The 14,612-nt window shown below is 62.9% G+C and carries 15 protein-coding genes; 5 read left to right on the top strand and 10 right to left on the bottom strand.

All coding sequences use genetic code 11. The annotated features are described in order from the left end of the window. Positions 1 to 209 precede the first annotated feature (209 nt). A complete protein-coding gene (locus SLT36_RS15295) occupies positions 210 to 1,010 on the top strand; it encodes a DUF72 domain-containing protein (RefSeq protein WP_432283394.1) in 801 nt (266 codons plus the stop codon). A gap of 58 nt (positions 1,011 to 1,068) precedes the next feature. On the opposite strand, the gene SLT36_RS15290 is transcribed toward SLT36_RS15295, so the two are convergent. After that, positions 1,069 to 1,695 (bottom strand): TetR/AcrR family transcriptional regulator, encoded by a 627-nt coding sequence (locus SLT36_RS15290; RefSeq protein ID WP_432283393.1) that lies wholly within the window; start codon positions 1,693 to 1,695, stop codon positions 1,069 to 1,071. A 138-nt stretch (positions 1,696 to 1,833) separates the two neighbouring features. On the opposite strand from SLT36_RS15290, the gene SLT36_RS15285 reads away from it, so the two are divergent. Next, positions 1,834 to 2,580, top strand: coding sequence for an SDR family NAD(P)-dependent oxidoreductase (locus SLT36_RS15285; protein WP_432288352.1), 747 nt, complete (start codon positions 1,834 to 1,836; stop codon positions 2,578 to 2,580). A gap of 272 nt (positions 2,581 to 2,852) precedes the next feature. Here SLT36_RS15285 and SLT36_RS15280 read toward each other — a convergent pair whose 3' ends face one another. Continuing rightward, on the bottom strand, positions 2,853 to 4,349 hold the full coding sequence (locus SLT36_RS15280; RefSeq protein ID WP_432283392.1) for an NAD(P)H-hydrate dehydratase: 1,497 nt from the start codon (positions 4,347 to 4,349) through the stop codon (positions 2,853 to 2,855). Positions 4,350 to 4,669: 320 nt separating this feature from the next. Here SLT36_RS15280 and SLT36_RS15275 point away from each other — a divergent pair, with 320 nt between their 5' ends. Then, on the top strand, positions 4,670 to 5,008 hold the full coding sequence (locus SLT36_RS15275) for a P-II family nitrogen regulator (RefSeq protein WP_055976860.1): 339 nt from the start codon (positions 4,670 to 4,672) through the stop codon (positions 5,006 to 5,008). Positions 5,009 to 5,057: 49 nt separating this feature from the next. Further along, positions 5,058 to 6,467, top strand: coding sequence for a type I glutamate--ammonia ligase (glnA, locus tag SLT36_RS15270; RefSeq protein WP_115731910.1), 1,410 nt, complete (start codon positions 5,058 to 5,060; stop codon positions 6,465 to 6,467). 108 nt (positions 6,468 to 6,575) lie between these two features. Here the strand turns inward: glnA and SLT36_RS15265 are convergent, their stop codons facing one another. From SLT36_RS15265 to SLT36_RS15255, 3 genes are all read right to left on the bottom strand, one after another. After that, a complete protein-coding gene (locus tag SLT36_RS15265; protein ID WP_432283391.1) occupies positions 6,576 to 8,147 on the bottom strand; it encodes a GMC family oxidoreductase in 1,572 nt (523 codons plus the stop codon). 49 nt (positions 8,148 to 8,196) lie between these two features. Continuing rightward, positions 8,197 to 8,730 (bottom strand): twin-arginine translocation signal domain-containing protein, encoded by a 534-nt coding sequence (locus SLT36_RS15260; RefSeq protein ID WP_432283390.1) that lies wholly within the window; start codon positions 8,728 to 8,730, stop codon positions 8,197 to 8,199. Between the two features lie 68 nt (positions 8,731 to 8,798). Then, positions 8,799 to 9,194 (bottom strand): VOC family protein, encoded by a 396-nt coding sequence (locus SLT36_RS15255; protein ID WP_432283389.1) that lies wholly within the window; start codon positions 9,192 to 9,194, stop codon positions 8,799 to 8,801. Positions 9,195 to 9,395: 201 nt separating this feature from the next. Here SLT36_RS15255 and SLT36_RS15250 point away from each other — a divergent pair, with 201 nt between their 5' ends. After that, the gene (locus SLT36_RS15250) at positions 9,396 to 9,701 is read left to right on the top strand and encodes a ribbon-helix-helix domain-containing protein (RefSeq protein ID WP_432288350.1); all 306 of its coding nucleotides are present in this window, start codon (positions 9,396 to 9,398) and stop codon (positions 9,699 to 9,701) included. A 100-nt stretch (positions 9,702 to 9,801) separates the two neighbouring features. Here SLT36_RS15250 and SLT36_RS15245 read toward each other — a convergent pair whose 3' ends face one another. The 5 genes from SLT36_RS15245 to SLT36_RS15225 form a co-directional block, all read right to left on the bottom strand. Then, positions 9,802 to 10,842 (bottom strand): glutamine synthetase beta-grasp domain-containing protein, encoded by a 1,041-nt coding sequence (locus SLT36_RS15245; RefSeq protein WP_432283388.1) that lies wholly within the window; start codon positions 10,840 to 10,842, stop codon positions 9,802 to 9,804. A gap of 206 nt (positions 10,843 to 11,048) precedes the next feature. After that, entirely contained in the window at positions 11,049 to 11,843 is a 795-nt protein-coding gene (locus SLT36_RS15240; RefSeq protein WP_432283387.1) for an ATP12 family chaperone protein, read from the bottom strand. A gap of 2 nt (positions 11,844 to 11,845) precedes the next feature. Beyond that, positions 11,846 to 12,772, bottom strand: a complete 927-nt coding sequence (locus SLT36_RS15235) for a DMT family transporter (RefSeq protein ID WP_432283386.1) — start codon at positions 12,770 to 12,772, stop codon at positions 11,846 to 11,848. Between the two features lie 152 nt (positions 12,773 to 12,924). Continuing rightward, positions 12,925 to 13,575 carry an HAD family hydrolase gene (locus SLT36_RS15230; RefSeq protein WP_432288349.1) on the bottom strand — a complete coding sequence of 217 codons (651 nt, stop codon included), beginning with the start codon at positions 13,573 to 13,575 and terminating at the stop codon, positions 12,925 to 12,927. A gap of 35 nt (positions 13,576 to 13,610) precedes the next feature. Then, positions 13,611 to 14,594 carry an RluA family pseudouridine synthase gene (locus SLT36_RS15225; RefSeq protein WP_115731902.1) on the bottom strand — a complete coding sequence of 328 codons (984 nt, stop codon included), beginning with the start codon at positions 14,592 to 14,594 and terminating at the stop codon, positions 13,611 to 13,613. Between the last annotated feature and the right edge of the window lie 18 nt (positions 14,595 to 14,612).

Genomic DNA, 14,612 nt, shown 5'->3' with positions numbered 1-14,612 from the left:
ACACATGTTTGCATTTGTATGAGCTTCGCTAGCCGTCTACCCGCCAACAAACAGTAAATCCGGCGCCAGTCTGATGCGATATATTGCCGTCCATCTCCGCTGTCGGTCAGTTTGCTGTCAGGATGCTTCCGCCTGAATTCGTTCGCGGCTTTGACGCTCCTGCACCTTCGGCTAGAAAAGACCGCACTGACGCAGCAAGGGATAGAGCGATGAGTGGAAACATCCGGGCAGGCATGGGCGGCTGGACGTTCGAGCCCTGGGAAGGCACGTTCTATCCGGAAAAGCTCGCCAAGGCGAAGCAGCTGCAATTCGCCAGCAGCCACGTGCCGACCATCGAGGTCAACGGCACCTATTATTCATCCTTCAAGGAACCGACCTTCCTGAAATGGGCCAGCGAGGCCCCTGATGGTTTCGTCTACGCGCTCAAGGGCAACCGCTTCGTCACCAACCGCCGCGTACTTGGTGAGGCTGGCGAATCGATGATGCGGTTTCTCGGCTCCGGCGTTGCCGCGCTCGGCGACAAGCTCGGACCGATCCTCTGGCAATTTGCGCCGACAAAGAAATTTGACGAGGCCGACTTCGGCGCCTTCCTCAAGCTTTTGCCCGAAAAGCAGGATGGCGTGAAACTGCGCCACGCGGTCGAGGTGCGCCATGATTCCTTCATCGTGCCCGAGTTCGCCGCGCTGGCCCGGAAGCACGAAGTCGCCATCGTTTATGCCGACCACGCCAAATATCCGGCAATTGCCGACATCACCGGCGATTTTGTCTATGCGCGGCTGCAGACCGGCAGCGACGACAATCACGATTGCTACACATCGGAGGCACTTGATGCGTGGGCCGAACGCGCCAAGGTCTGGGCTGACGGCGGCACACCCGCCGACCTGCCCCGCGCAAATCCCGGCACCGAGGCGGAGGTCAAGCCGCGCGACGTGTTCGTCTACTTCATCACCGAGGGCAAGGTCCGCGCGCCCTTCGGCGCCATGGCCTTCATGAACAGGATCAACGGGTAAAGCAATTCCAGGAAAACCGTGCTGCGGTTTTCCGTCCGGAATTGCGCAAGAAGGCCTATCAGGCGCGGGCGCCGCGTTCGGCGCCTGCCGTCAGCGCCCCCCACGCAGCTATCGCCCCGTCGGCTACCGCCAGCAGCGCCTCACGCGAGGCACCGTCGCGTGCCTGCACCGACATGCCTTGCTGAACGGCGAGGTAAAACGCAGCGATGGCGTCGCAATCGGCAGAGGCAGGCAGCTCCCCCTCGGCGACGGCCTGTTTCAACCGGCCGGCCATATCGCGCGCGCTCGACATGCGGCGTTCGCTGAGATCGCGGAACACCTCGACATTGGTTTCGCTGACATTGAGCGCACCCAGCACGATCAGGCAGCCCCTGGGGTCACCCGGCTCGCTAAAAGCGCGTGCCGAAGCGCGCAGGAAAGCGGCGATCGCCTCCTTGGCGCTGCCTGGCCGCTCGAATGCGCCCCAGATCTCGAAACCTTCGGTTGCCCCGTAGAGATCGACTGCCTCGCGAAACAATGCCTCCTTGCTGCCAAAGGCGGCATAGAGGCTGGGAGAGTTGATGCCCATCGCCGTCGTCAGCTCCGCCAGCGACGCCCCGTCATAACCCTTTTTCCAGAACACCCGCATCGCCTGCCGCAACGCCGCATCGCGGTCGAAGCTGCGCGGACGACCCTTCTGAGACATCACAAACCTTTCTGTTATGATCGATACATAATGCCCTTGACGCCTCCAGGCAAGGCTGCCATCTATTTTGTATCGTTCAATACAGAAAGATAAATCATGTCCTCCCTCAGCGATACGAAACAACACTCCGGGCTCAGACTGTCCGGACTGGAGCTGGCCGGCAAGGTCGCCCTCGTCACTGGCGGCAGCCGCGGCATCGGTGCTGCCATCGCCATCCAGCTCGCCGCGTCAGGCGCCGACGTTGCCCTGACCTATGTCCGCTCGATGGAGAAGGCCGAAGCCGTCGTCGCGCAGGTCGAGGCGCTTGGCCGACGCGGCCTGGCGATCCAGGCCGACAATGCCGACGCCGCGGCCGTCGAGGCGGCAGTCGCGGCCACCATCTCGGCGTTCGGTCGTCTCGACATCCTGGTCAACAGCGCCGGCATCTGGCACCACGGCCCCATCGACATGGTTTCGCTGGAACAGCTCGACGAGGTTATGTCGGTCAATTTTCGCGCTCCCTTCATCGCCTCGAAGGCAGCCGCAGGCATCATGCATGAAGGTGGCCGGATCATCTCGATCGGCAGCAACCTCGCCGACCGTGTTCCCTTCGAGGGCATCGCGCTTTATTCGGCCAGCAAGGCCGCGCTTGTCGGCCTGACAAAGGGCCTCGCGCGCGACCTCGGCCCGCGCGGCATCACCGTCAATGTCGTCCATCCCGGCTCGACCGAAACCGACATGAACCCCGCCGAGGGCGATGTCGCCGACTACCAGCGCAGCCTGATGGCGATCCCGCAATTCGGCTCGCCCGACGACATCGCCAGCCTGGTAACCTGGTTGGCCGGCCCGCAATCGCGCTTCGTCACCGGCGCTGCACTTACCATCGACGGCGGCACCAACGCCTGAGCACGTCCCACGCCTTCTGCCTTGCACCAGCGCTGCGCTGGCAGCGGAGCGTGGAGAGCTTGGCCCTTGGCAGCATTCGTGGTTTGTCGCGGCGCCGATGAAAGCGGGATCTCCCTCCTTGTGGGGGAGATGGCCGGCAGGCCAGAGGGGGGTGCGCGGGATCACGTGACGTCACGGTTGGCTTCGTAACGAGCCGGCAGTCCCGCCACCATCCATCACCGCCCAGCCCGATTGCCCAAGCTCTTACCCCGACGCGGAGCAGGCACACAGCCTTACCCACTCAACCGCGCCACCACCTCCCGCAACGCCAGCGGCAGGTCTTCGGCGATCAGGCCCGGTCCGATGTGCCGTGCCGCCTCGGCGTGCATCCAGACGGCAGCGCATGCCGCCTCGAAAACCGGCATCCGCTGCGCCAGGAGGGCTGCGACGATGCCCGACAGCACGTCGCCCGACCCGGCGGTCGCCAGCAGCGGCGTGCCATTGGCATTGATCGCAGCACGTCCATCGGGTGCGGCAATCACGGTATCGGGCCCCTTGTAGATGATGACGGCATTGGCTCTTGCCGCCGCTGCCCGCGCCCGCTCCAGCTTGGACAACGACGCATCGGCCACAATGTCGGGGAACAGCCGGCCGAACTCGCCGTGATGCGGTGTCAGCACAAGCTCCGGTTGCGACCGCTTTCGTGCCTCGAAGAAGGCGGCGCGGCGATGCGAAAGCGAAGTAATGCCGTCGGCATCGAGCACAAGTGCTGCGAAGCGGCCCTCGGCGACAGACATCAGCTCCAGCGCAAAACGCCCGATTTCAGGCTCGGAGCCAAGGCCGGGCCCATAGACCAGCGCCTCGGGCCTGCGCGCGTCGAAGAAAGCCAGCGCGTCCTGGAGCGTGTCTGCACGCCTCAGGATGATCGAGGTCAGGTGCGCCGCATTGGCAGCCAGTGCCGCTCCGGGCGACAACACCGTCACTGCACCAGCCCCAGCCCGGGCGGCTGCCATCGCCGACAACCGTGCCGCACCGGTGGCCGCTGGCCCGCCCGAAAAGACCCCGACATGGCCGCGGCTGTATTTGTGGGCGTCGTTCGCCGGCGACGGAAAATACTGCTGCCACCACGCCGGTTCGTTCTCGAAGCAGCGAGCGGACGTCGCGGCGACGGTGGCATCGCGGATGCCGATGTCGGCAACGACCACCTCGCCGCACTGCAACCGTCCGGGAAAGAGCAGATGACCGGGCTTCTTGCGGGCAAAGGTCACTGTCACCGTCGCCCGGAAGGCGCTGCCCAGAATCTCGCCGGAAGCACCCGACACGCCGGAGGGCAGATCGACTGCAACCACCGGAACTCCGGCCGCCGCCGTTCGCTCGATCGCCTGACCAATCTCGCCGTCGAGCGGCCTGGACAACCCGGCGCCATAGAGCGCATCGACGACGACGGCATCTGCCTGGGGAGCAAAAACGGCCAAGGGCTCAACCACGACGGGGCATTCGGCAACAGCCAGCGCCGCATCGCCGCCGCTGCGCGGCGCAGCGGTCGCGAAAAGCCTGACGGCAACGCCGCTTTCGGCAAGCAGGCGCGCCGCGACATAACCGTCGCCGCCATTATTGCCCGGACCACACAGCACATGGACAGACTTCGCGCCGGGAAACCGCTGGAGCACCACATCGGCAACTGAGCCGCCCGCCCGCCGCATCAGGCCGATGCCGTCCACTGGCCCGGCAGCGATTGTCAGCCTGTCGGCCTCAGCCATCTCGCTGGGGGTCAGCAGTTCAAATGCCATGGCAGTCATCCCGGATGAATCCTGCTACCGAGTTAGCACGCCGCAGCCACTCGGCCCAAACGGCATGCCTTAATTCAACCACGCACAAATCGAAGGCATGTTGCCGCATTTTTGTGCACCACCAACTTCGCCAAAACGATGAATTTTTGTGCGCATCTCGACCGAACGCTGGAAATCGGTTCCAATCGCCCACGTCTTCGGCTGCCTCCTGGGCAATCCGAACAAAGTTGCCGCACCCACTCGACTTGGCACGCTTCGTGCTTGAAGTTGCGCGAGTGGGTGCATCACCCCTGAGTTACGGCAGTGGAGGCCATATCCGCATGAAAAAAATCGAAGCGATCATCAAGCCGTTCAAGCTCGACGAAGTGAAGGAAGCGCTCCAGGAAGCCGGGCTGCAGGGCATCACCGTCACCGAGGCCAAGGGTTTCGGCCGCCAGAAGGGCCATACCGAGCTCTATCGCGGCGCCGAATATGTCGTCGACTTCCTGCCCAAGGTGAAGATCGAAGTCGTTCTCGGCGACGAATCGGTCGAGGCGGCCATCGAGGCGATCCGCAAGGCGGCCCAGACCGGCCGCATCGGCGACGGCAAGATCTTCGTCTCCAACATCGAGGAAGTCGTTCGCATCCGCACCGGCGAGACCGGCGTCGACGCCATCTGACCTCGCAAAGAATTCTCGTTTCAACGTCATCAAGACAGGAAAACCCCACATGACGACAGCCAAAGACGTAATGAAGCAGATAAAGGACAACGACGTTAAGTTCGTTGACCTGCGCTTCACCGACCCCAAGGGCAAGCTCCAGCACGTCACCATGGACATCGCCGAGGTCGAGGAAGAGATGTTCGCCGACGGCGTCATGTTCGACGGCTCGTCGATCGCCGGCTGGAAGGCCATCAACGAGTCCGACATGGTGCTGATGCCCGACCTGGACACGGTCCACATGGACCCGTTCTTCGCCCAGTCGACCATGGTCATCCTGTGCGACATCCTCGATCCGGTTTCGGGCGAAGCCTACAACCGCGACCCGCGCGGCATCGCCAAGAAGGCCGAAGCCTACCTCAAGGCCGAAGGCATCGGCGACACCGTCTATGTCGGCCCGGAAGCCGAATTCTTCGTCTTCGACGACGTCAAGTACAAGGCCGATCCCTACAACACCGGCTTCAAGCTCGACTCGACCGAACTGCCGTCGAACGACGACACCGACTACGAGACCGGCAACCTCGGTCACCGTCCGCGCGTCAAGGGCGGCTACTTCCCGGTCCCGCCGATCGACAGCTGCCAGGACATGCGTTCGGAAATGCTGACCGTGCTGACAGAGATGGGCGTGCGTGTTGAAAAGCACCACCACGAAGTCGCTGCCGCCCAGCACGAGCTCGGCGTCAAGTTCGACACACTGGTCCGCAACGCCGACAAGATGCTGATCTATAAGTACGTTGTGCACCAGGTCGCCAACGCCTATGGCAAGACGGCAACCTTCATGCCGAAGCCGATCTTCGGCGACAACGGCTCGGGCATGCACGTCCACCTGTCGATCTGGAAGGGTGGCAAGCCGACCTTCGCCGGCAACGAATATGCCGGTCTGTCGGAAAGCTGCCTCTATTTCATCGGCGGCGTCATCAAGCACGCCAAGGCGATCAATGCCTTCACCAACCCGCTGACCAACTCCTACAAGCGGCTGGTCCCCGGCTATGAAGCCCCCGTCCTGCTCGCCTATTCCGCGCGCAACCGCTCGGCCTCCTGCCGCATTCCATTCGGCAATTCGCCGAAGTCCAAGCGCGTCGAAGTCCGCTTCCCCGACCCGGGCGCGAACCCCTACCTCGCTTTCGCGGCCCTGCTGATGGCCGGCCTCGACGGCATCAAGAACAAGATCCATCCCGGCCAGCCGATGGACAAGGATCTGTACGACCTGCCGGCCAAGGAGCTCAAGAAGATCCCGACCGTCTGCGGCTCGCTGCGCGAAGCGCTCCAGAGCCTCGACAAGGACCGCGGCTTCCTGAAGGCCGGTGGCGTCTTCGACGACGACCAGATCGACTCGTACATCGAGCTCAAGATGGCCGAGGTCATGCGCTACGACATGACCCCGCACCCGGTCGAATACGACATGTACTACTCGGTGTAAGAGACGGATTATAATAGAAAAAGCCCCGGATCGCTCCGGGGCTTTTTTGTTTGGCGGGAAAGCCGTCGGCAGGTCGACGACGACTGCGGAGGATGCGCCGCCAAACGATCAGATGCTCTTCGCGCTCATCTGTTCGGCGATGTAGTCGGCCTGGCGGATGGCCAGGGTGACGATCGTCAGCGTCGGGTTCTCGGCAGCGCCGGTGGTGAACTGGCTGCCGTCGGAGACAAACAGGTTCTTGATGTCGTGTGTCTGGCCCCATTTGTTGACCACGCCATCGGACGCCTTCTCGCTCATCCGGTTGGTGCCGAGATTATGGGTCGAGGGATAAGGCGGCGTCGGGAAGGTCCTGGTTGCGCCGACGGCGTCATACATCGCCATGCCCTGCTTATAGGCATGGTTGCGCATGGCGACGTCGTTGGGATGGTCGGTGAACCAGACGTCGGGGATCGGCATGCCGTATTTGTCCTTGAGCTCGCCATGCAATTTCACCGCATTCTGCTCCTGCGGCATGTCCTCGCCGACGATCCACATGCCGGCCATCTTGTCGTAGTGGTCGAGTGCCGTGGTGAACGAACGGCCCCAGCCGCCGGGATCGAGGAACGCCGCCATGAATGGCAGGCCGAGCGCCAGGGTTTCGAGCTCGTAGCCACCGACGAAACCGCGTGTCGGATCGTGCTTCGCCTCGTCCCTGACGATTCCGGCCATGGTCGTGCCGCGCCAGAAATGCACCGGCTTGTCGAACACCGCATAGACCGAGCCGGTGGTGTGGCGCATGTAGTTCTTGCCGACCTGCCCTGACGAATTGGCCAAGCCGTCAGGGAATTTCGACGATGCCGAATTGAGCAGAATCCGCGGGCTTTCGATCGAATTGCCGGCGACGCAGACGATGCGCGCCTTCTGGCTCTGCAGCTTGCCGTCCTTGTCGGCATAGACCACTGCCGTCGCCTTGCCGCTGTCGTCGTGCTCGATCTTGAGCACGTGGCTGTTTGCCCTGACTTCCAGCTTGCCGGTCGCCTCGCCCTTGGGGATTTCGGTGTAGAGCGTCGACCATTTGGCGCCCCACTTGCAGCCCTGGAAGCAGAAGCCGGTCTGCTGGCAGCCCATGCGGCCGTCGCGGTCGGCGGAATTGATGGCCATCCGCCCGGTGTGGCACTCCTTGTAGCCGAGCTTGTCGGCGCCGGCCTTGAACACCTTGAAGTTGTTGTTGCCGGGCAGGCCCTCGATGCCGTTGGTGCGGGTCACGCCCATCTTGTCTTCGGCCTTGGCGTAGTAGGGATCAAGGTCGGCCAACGTGATCGGCCAGTCGAGCAGATTGGCGCCTTCGACCTTGCCGTAGTTGGTCAGCGCCTTGAACTCATGCTCCTGGAAGCGCAGCGATGCGCCGGCCCAGTGCGTGGTGGTGCCACCGACCGCCTTGACGATCCAGGCCGGAAGGTTGGGAAAATCCTTGTGCACGCGCCAGCCGCCGCCTGTCGTGCGGTTGTCGAGCCAGGCGAGCTGGCTGAAAGAATCCCATTCGTCGTTGATGAAGTCCTCATATTCGATGCGCGGGCCGGCTTCGAGAATGACGACGTCGATGCCCTTCTGGGCGAGTTCGTTGCCGAGCGTGCCGCCACCGGCTCCGGAGCCGATGATGACGACGACGCTGTCGTCGTTGAGACCATATGGTGCAGGCATGTTTTCCTCCCGGGGAATGCTGAAAAGGCTGGGTTCGCGACAGGGCCGGTCAGAGCCACTCGATGTCGTCGAAGCCGCGCGCGATGTATCCGCCCTTGGAGTAGGACTCGCCTTCATAGCCAAAGATCGGCCACAGCTCCTTCTGGTTGTAGAGCCCAACGACAAGCCCGCCGCGGATTGCCTGGAAGAACGGAGTGCTTTCGATCTGCCGGAGAATGGCGACACGCTGGTCTTCCCAACCGAGGCCGGCATAGCCGCCGGCACCCGCCTTCTGGTCGAGATCGGCGATGCCTTTCTCGATCAGCTCCTTGTGGGCCGGATCCTTGCCGGCGAGCTCGTCATGGCTCTTGATGGCAATGGCGTAGAACTTGTCCGGCACCTGGTCGTGCGGATAGACATCGCGCGCCATCTGGATCAGCGTCGCCACGGTTTCGGGCTTCAGCGCCGTGCTCTCGAGCCCCCAAGCCTCGCCCGTGCTGAGTACGGCAGAGCCACTGATGATGAGCAGCGCGCCGGCGGCTGTGCCGCGCTTGAGCAGCTCACGCCGCGACAGGCCAGGCCTGCCTTGATAGATCGTCACCATGATTTCCTCCCTTGCTTGCTATGCGCGCTGGGCGCTTGGCTGGCGCGGCGCTCCTCCGCCGCGGCATGTCACTTGAAACGGCCGCTCCTCTGCAAAACCTCGATCTTGTAGCCGTCAGGATCCTCGATGAAGAAGAAACGGGCCAATGGCGTACCGCCCGGCGCGAAGTCGACGATGTCCTTGGGGGTGAGCCCGGCGGCAACCATGCGGGCGCGCTCGGCGTCGAGATCGGCCACCGACACGGCGAGATGGCCGTAGCCGTCGCCGAGAGAATAGGGCTCGGCCCTGCCCTTGTTGACCGTCAGCTCGACTTCGAACTCGGTCTCGGGATTGCTGAGATAGATCAGCGTGAAGGTCTCGAAGTCGAGCCTGTCGGCGATCTCGAGGCCGAAAGCCGCGCGATAGAATGACAGCGAGCGCGCTTCATCGAGCACACGCACCATGGAATGGATTGCCTTGGCCATTCGCCCTCCTGGCAGTTGGAACAGGACGATTATGAATCCGTGCAAAGCCAAGTGGTGGCAGCCCGTTACCACGCTTGCCTAGGCATAGTTTGCTACCCAGGAACGAATGCATGGTTGCGATGGCGTGCTGTTGGGTCGATGATGGCGTTCAAGAGCCAGCACCGGCGCAATCGGCCGGGGCAAGCCATCGGGAGGATTGATATGTGCAAGGTATTTGCCGGACAGGATCCGAAGGGCTATCGCCAGATCAACCGGTCGATTCGGATCGCCGGACATTCTACCAGTATCCAGTTAGAGGCGACGTTCTGGGACCTGCTCGACGAGATCGCGTCCTCGCAGGGCCTGACGACGCCGAAATTCATCTCGAAGCTTTATGACGAGGCGATCGAGATCAACGGCGAAATCCCCAACTTCGCTTCGATGCTGCGCACCACCTGCGCGCTCTATCTGCGCGGCCACAAGCCGGCCGCTGACGAAGTCGGCGCGCTGAAGCGCTACGCAGCGTGACCTTCATCAGCTTCCATCGATAACGCTTAGAAAACACAAACAAAAAAAACCCGGGGTCGCCCCCGGGTTTTTGATTTGTGACCCATATGTTGCCTAGAAACTAGGCAGCAGCCCTGGTCTCGACGCTGGTCGGCACCGAATTGATGGTCTTCAGGATCTGCGAGGCGATCTGGTAGGGGTCGCCCTGCGAGTTCGGGCGGCGATCTTCGAGATAGCCGCGGTAGTCGTTGCGCACGAAGCTGTGCGGCACGCGCACCGAAGCGCCACGATCGGCAACGCCCCAGGTGAAGACATCGATCGAAGCCGTCTCGTGCTTGCCGGTCAGGCGCAGGTGGTTGTCGGGACCGTAGACGGCAATGTGCTCTTCGCGGGCATCGGCGAAGGCCTCCATGAGCGCTTCGAAGTACGCCTTGCCGCCGACGTCGCGCAAGTAGTCGGTCGAGAAGTTGGCGTGCATGCCCGAGCCGTTCCAGTCGGTGTCACCAAGCGGCTTGCAGTGATACTCGATGTCGATCTCGTACTTCTCGGTCAGTCGCTGCAGCAGGTAACGGGCAAGCCACATCTCGTCGGCAGCCTTCTTCGAGCCCTTGCCGAAAATCTGGAATTCCCACTGGCCCTTGGCCACTTCGGCATTGATGCCTTCATGGTTGATGCCGGCCTCAAGGCAGAGGTCGAGATGCTCTTCGACGATCTGGCGGGCGATGCTGCCGACATTCTTGTAGCCGACGCCGGTGTAGTACTCACCCTGCGGCGCCGGGAAACCGTTTTCCGGGAAGCCGAGCGGGCGGCCGTCCTTGTAGAAGAAATATTCCTGCTCGAAGCCGAACCAGGCGCCCTCGTCGTCGAGGACGGTGGCGCGGGTGTTGGACGGATGCGGGGTGATGCCATCGGGCATCATCACTTCGCACATCACCAGCACGCCGTTCTTGCGGGCGGGATCGGGATAGACAGCGACGGGCTTCAGCACGCAATCCGAGCTCTTGCCTTCGGCCTGGCGGGTCGAGCTGCCGTCAAAACCCCAGAGCGGAAGCTGCTCGAGCTTCGGGAACTCCGCGAATTCCTTGATCTGGGTCTTGCCGCGGAGATTGGCTGCCGGGGCGTAACCGTCCAGCCAGATGTACTCGAGCTTGTACTTCGTCATGCTATCCTCTCAGTGTCGTGCCTGCCGGCCCTGGGATGGCCGGCGCGTCACAAGAGAGAAAGCAAGCCCCGTGCCAACTCGAAAATCCCACATTCTTAGCAGGGAAGGCAGTTGTACGGAAAAGCCACTGCTCAAAAAATAGGCAGACTACGGCAGCATGGCTGACATTTTGCCCAAGACTCGGGCTGATCTGCCTTGCCGGCTGACTAAGCTGCCTTGAGCGCCTCAAGCAGGGCGACAGCAGCGAGCATGTCGCGCTTGCGGGCGGCGCGGCGCGCAACGGCCTCGGAGTCCTGGCCCCAATGCTCGATCTGCCAGTCTTCGTCGACATGCGCTGCCGCCCAGGAGTCCTCGACAGACATTTCGCCGGTCTCGACGGCGAGGGCCAGAAGCGCCGAACCGGTCAGCGTGGTCATCACATGGAGCGCGGCAAGCTTCATCGGCTCCGCGCGTTGCGACAGGTGCACACCGAGCGCTGCGATCGCCTCACGCGGCTGTTCGACATGCATTACACCCTCGGCCAGCACGAAGCGCGCGCCGAGCGAGGCGCGTGCCCAGTCCAGCACCGGATCCCAGGCTTCGGCCTGGCGCTCGACGAGCTTTTCCGGGCTGTCGACGCGGTAGCAGAGCAGGTCGCTGGACGAGAAGCGCAGGATATCCTCGAGAACGGCCTGCGGATCGGTGGCGACGCCGTCGATTGCCGTGTTGACGAGACGCAGCACCGGCATGGTGAAAGGATCGATGACTTCGACCTGGGCTGCGAACTCGTCGGCAACCAACTGTGCCGCAGCAGCCGTCGGCAGCGCGAGCAGGGCCCTGCCCGGCGTTCGCACCGACTTGCCGTCGAGCAGAACGGCGTGGCCTTCTTCGAACGCAGCTATCGTTGCAGCTTGGTAAAACCGCTTGGGCAGTTGCTTGCGCAGCGTGCTTTGCGCGCGACGGATCGGATCTGGATCAGACAGGCCGTCGCTGTTTTCGAGGTCGCTCAGGATTTCTCGCATCTTTACTCCGCTCCGGCCGTACGTCTGCGCGATGGCCGGTTTACAATGATCAGCCCGGTCGCGATGAGACCGAGCGCCAGAAAAATGTTCCAGGTCAGGGCTTCGCCAAGCACCAGCCAGCCGCATATCACGCTGAATGCCGGCGACAGGAAGGCAAAGCTGGAGAGGCCCGCCGCAGGATAGCGCCGCATCAGCCAGAACCACAGAATATAGGTGAAGGCGACGACATATACAGCCTGAAACAGCAACGCTCCGGTGGCGACCGTCGATACGTCGCGGAATGCCGGACCGGCGAGAGAGACGAGCGGGATCGCCATGAGCGCTGAGACGACAAGCTGGTAGAGCAGCACCTTCTCGGCCCCGGCGCTGGCAAGCTTGGTGCCCTTGATTGCCAACGTGGTCAGCGCCCAGAGCAGTCCGGCGACGAGTGCGAGAAGATCGCCGAACAGCGTCGGACCGCCGGCATCGCCGAGCTTGTCGGCAAAGACCACCGCAACGCCGCCGAAAGCCAGGATCAGGCCGAACAGCTTTTGCAGCGACATACGCTCGCCAAGCCAGAAATGCGCGCCGATCAGAACCCAGAACGGCATCGTGTTGACCAGGAGCGAGTTGCGCGCAACCGTCGTGTGTTCAAGGCTGACGAAAACCAGAATGAACTCGGTGCCGAACAGAAGCCCGGCCAGGATGCCGGCCCACAAGGTGCCGTCGCGGGTAAACAGCGGAACACGGCGGTAGAGGCACCAGAGATAGACCAGCACGCAGGCAATGCCCGAACGCGCGACATTGAGGAAGATCGGGTTGTAGCCCGACGTCGCCAGCTTGGCCGCCACACCGTTCATGCCCCAGGACATGGTCAGCATGAGCATGAACACGACGGCTGCCGTATCGATCGCGTCGCGACGTTCCAATGGCTGTGTGACGGCTGTCATGAATTCCTCCACGCTCACCGAGCGCGATGCTGATGGACAAGGGCTGGCCGGACCGCATTGCGAGGCAGGCTGGCAACGTGGCACGAACAAGAACCCGGCGGCGGTGCGTGGGCCGCAACCTAACGCACGACGCTTGCCGCCACTTGGGCCAGCTAGTCGATAAGAGGTAGCAATTCGCCAGGTCTGTCGATGACAGCGTGCGCGCCGGTGGCAAACAGGCCCTCGCGATTGTGGTACCCCCAGGCCACGCCTATGGCACGGGCACCGGCACTGCGTGCCATCTGCATGTCGTAGATGGCGTCACCAATGACGAAGGTCGACGCCGGATCGACACCCATCTCGGCGCAGCACTCCAGCACCATCGCCGGGTGCGGCTTGGACGGGCAGTCGTCGGCGGTACGGATGGTCACGAAATGGCCAGCAAAGCCGTGCGTTTCCATCACCCGCTCGACGCCACGGCGCGATTTGCCGGTGACCATGCCGATCAACACGTCATCGCGGCGCGCGAGCGCTTCGATCAATTCGGCGATGCCGTCATAGAGCGGCTCCTTGAAGCTCGGCAGGTGCCGCGAGGCGATGAAGTGTTCCTTGTACCGTCCCGCAAGCCTTGTGCTTTCGGCGTCCGGGGCGCGCTTCAGCAAGGTCGCGATGGCAATGTCGAGCGTGAGCCCGATGATGCCCTTGGTCGCTGCCTTGTCGGGCTCCGCCAGGCTCGCCTCACGGAACGTCGCCACCATCGAGGCATGAATGATGTCGGCGCTGTCGACCAGCGTGCCGTCGCAATCGAAAAGAACGAGCTTCAGGGCGCCTGCATCGCGCCCCGACGATGCAACAGATGTCACGCCGGCTCCCCGCTCTCGTCGTCGAAGCCGATCAGGTTCCAGCTCTGGCGCATATGCGGCGGCATTGGCGCGGTGACATCGATAACGCCCTGGTCGGGATGCGGAATGACGATACGGCGGGCATGCAGATGCAGCTTGTTCTGCAGGCCACCGGGAAATTCCCAGTTGGTGTCATGCTCGAAATACTTGGGGTCACCAATGATCGGGCAGCCAATATAGGCGGCGTGCACGCGCAGCTGGTGGGTACGGCCGGTATAGGGCTCCATTTCCAGCCAGGTCATGGTCTGGGCGGCCTGCTCCAGCACGCGGTAATAGGAAACGGCGTGGTCGGCACCCTTTTCGCCATGCTTGGCGACACGCATGCGGTCGCCGTCGGGTGTCTGCTCCTTGATCAGCCAGGTCGAAATCTTGTCTTCGCGCTTGGGCGGCGCGCCCTTGACTAGGGCCCAATAGGTCTTCTTGGTCTCGCGGGCACGGAAAGCCTCGGCGAGTTTCATTGCTGCCAGGCGCGTACGCGCAACGACCAGCACGCCCGAGGTGTCGCGGTCGAGCCGATGCACCAGACGCGGCTTCTCGCCCTTCTTGTTGCGCCAGGCTTCGAGCATGTCATCCAGATGACGCACCACGCCCGAACCGCCCTGGACGGCAAGGCCGGCCGGTTTGTTAAAGACGAAGACCTTGGAGTCTTCATAGATCAGCATCCTGGCCAGCACGTCGCCATCGTCCTGATCGCGCATGGTGCGGGCGGTCAACGGACCGTCGTTCTTCTTGTCGACTTCAAGTGGCGGGATGCGGATGACCTGGCCCGGCTCGACGCGCGTGTCGGCCTTGACGCGGCCGCCATCGACACGGATCTGGCCCGAGCGCAGCAACTTTTGCAGGTGGCCGAAGCCGAGCCCCGGATAATGGGACTTGAACCAGCGGTCGAGCCTCATGCCCGTTTCGCCGGCTTCCACCGTGATCTGTTCAACGCCTGCCATTGTTCAATCGTCCTTTTC

It is taken from the genome of Aminobacter sp. BA135 (genome assembly GCF_050859125.1).
Lineage (GTDB): Bacteria > Pseudomonadota > Alphaproteobacteria > Rhizobiales > Rhizobiaceae > Aminobacter > Aminobacter ciceronei.
This window is presented reverse-complemented; position numbering and strand designations above follow the sequence as displayed.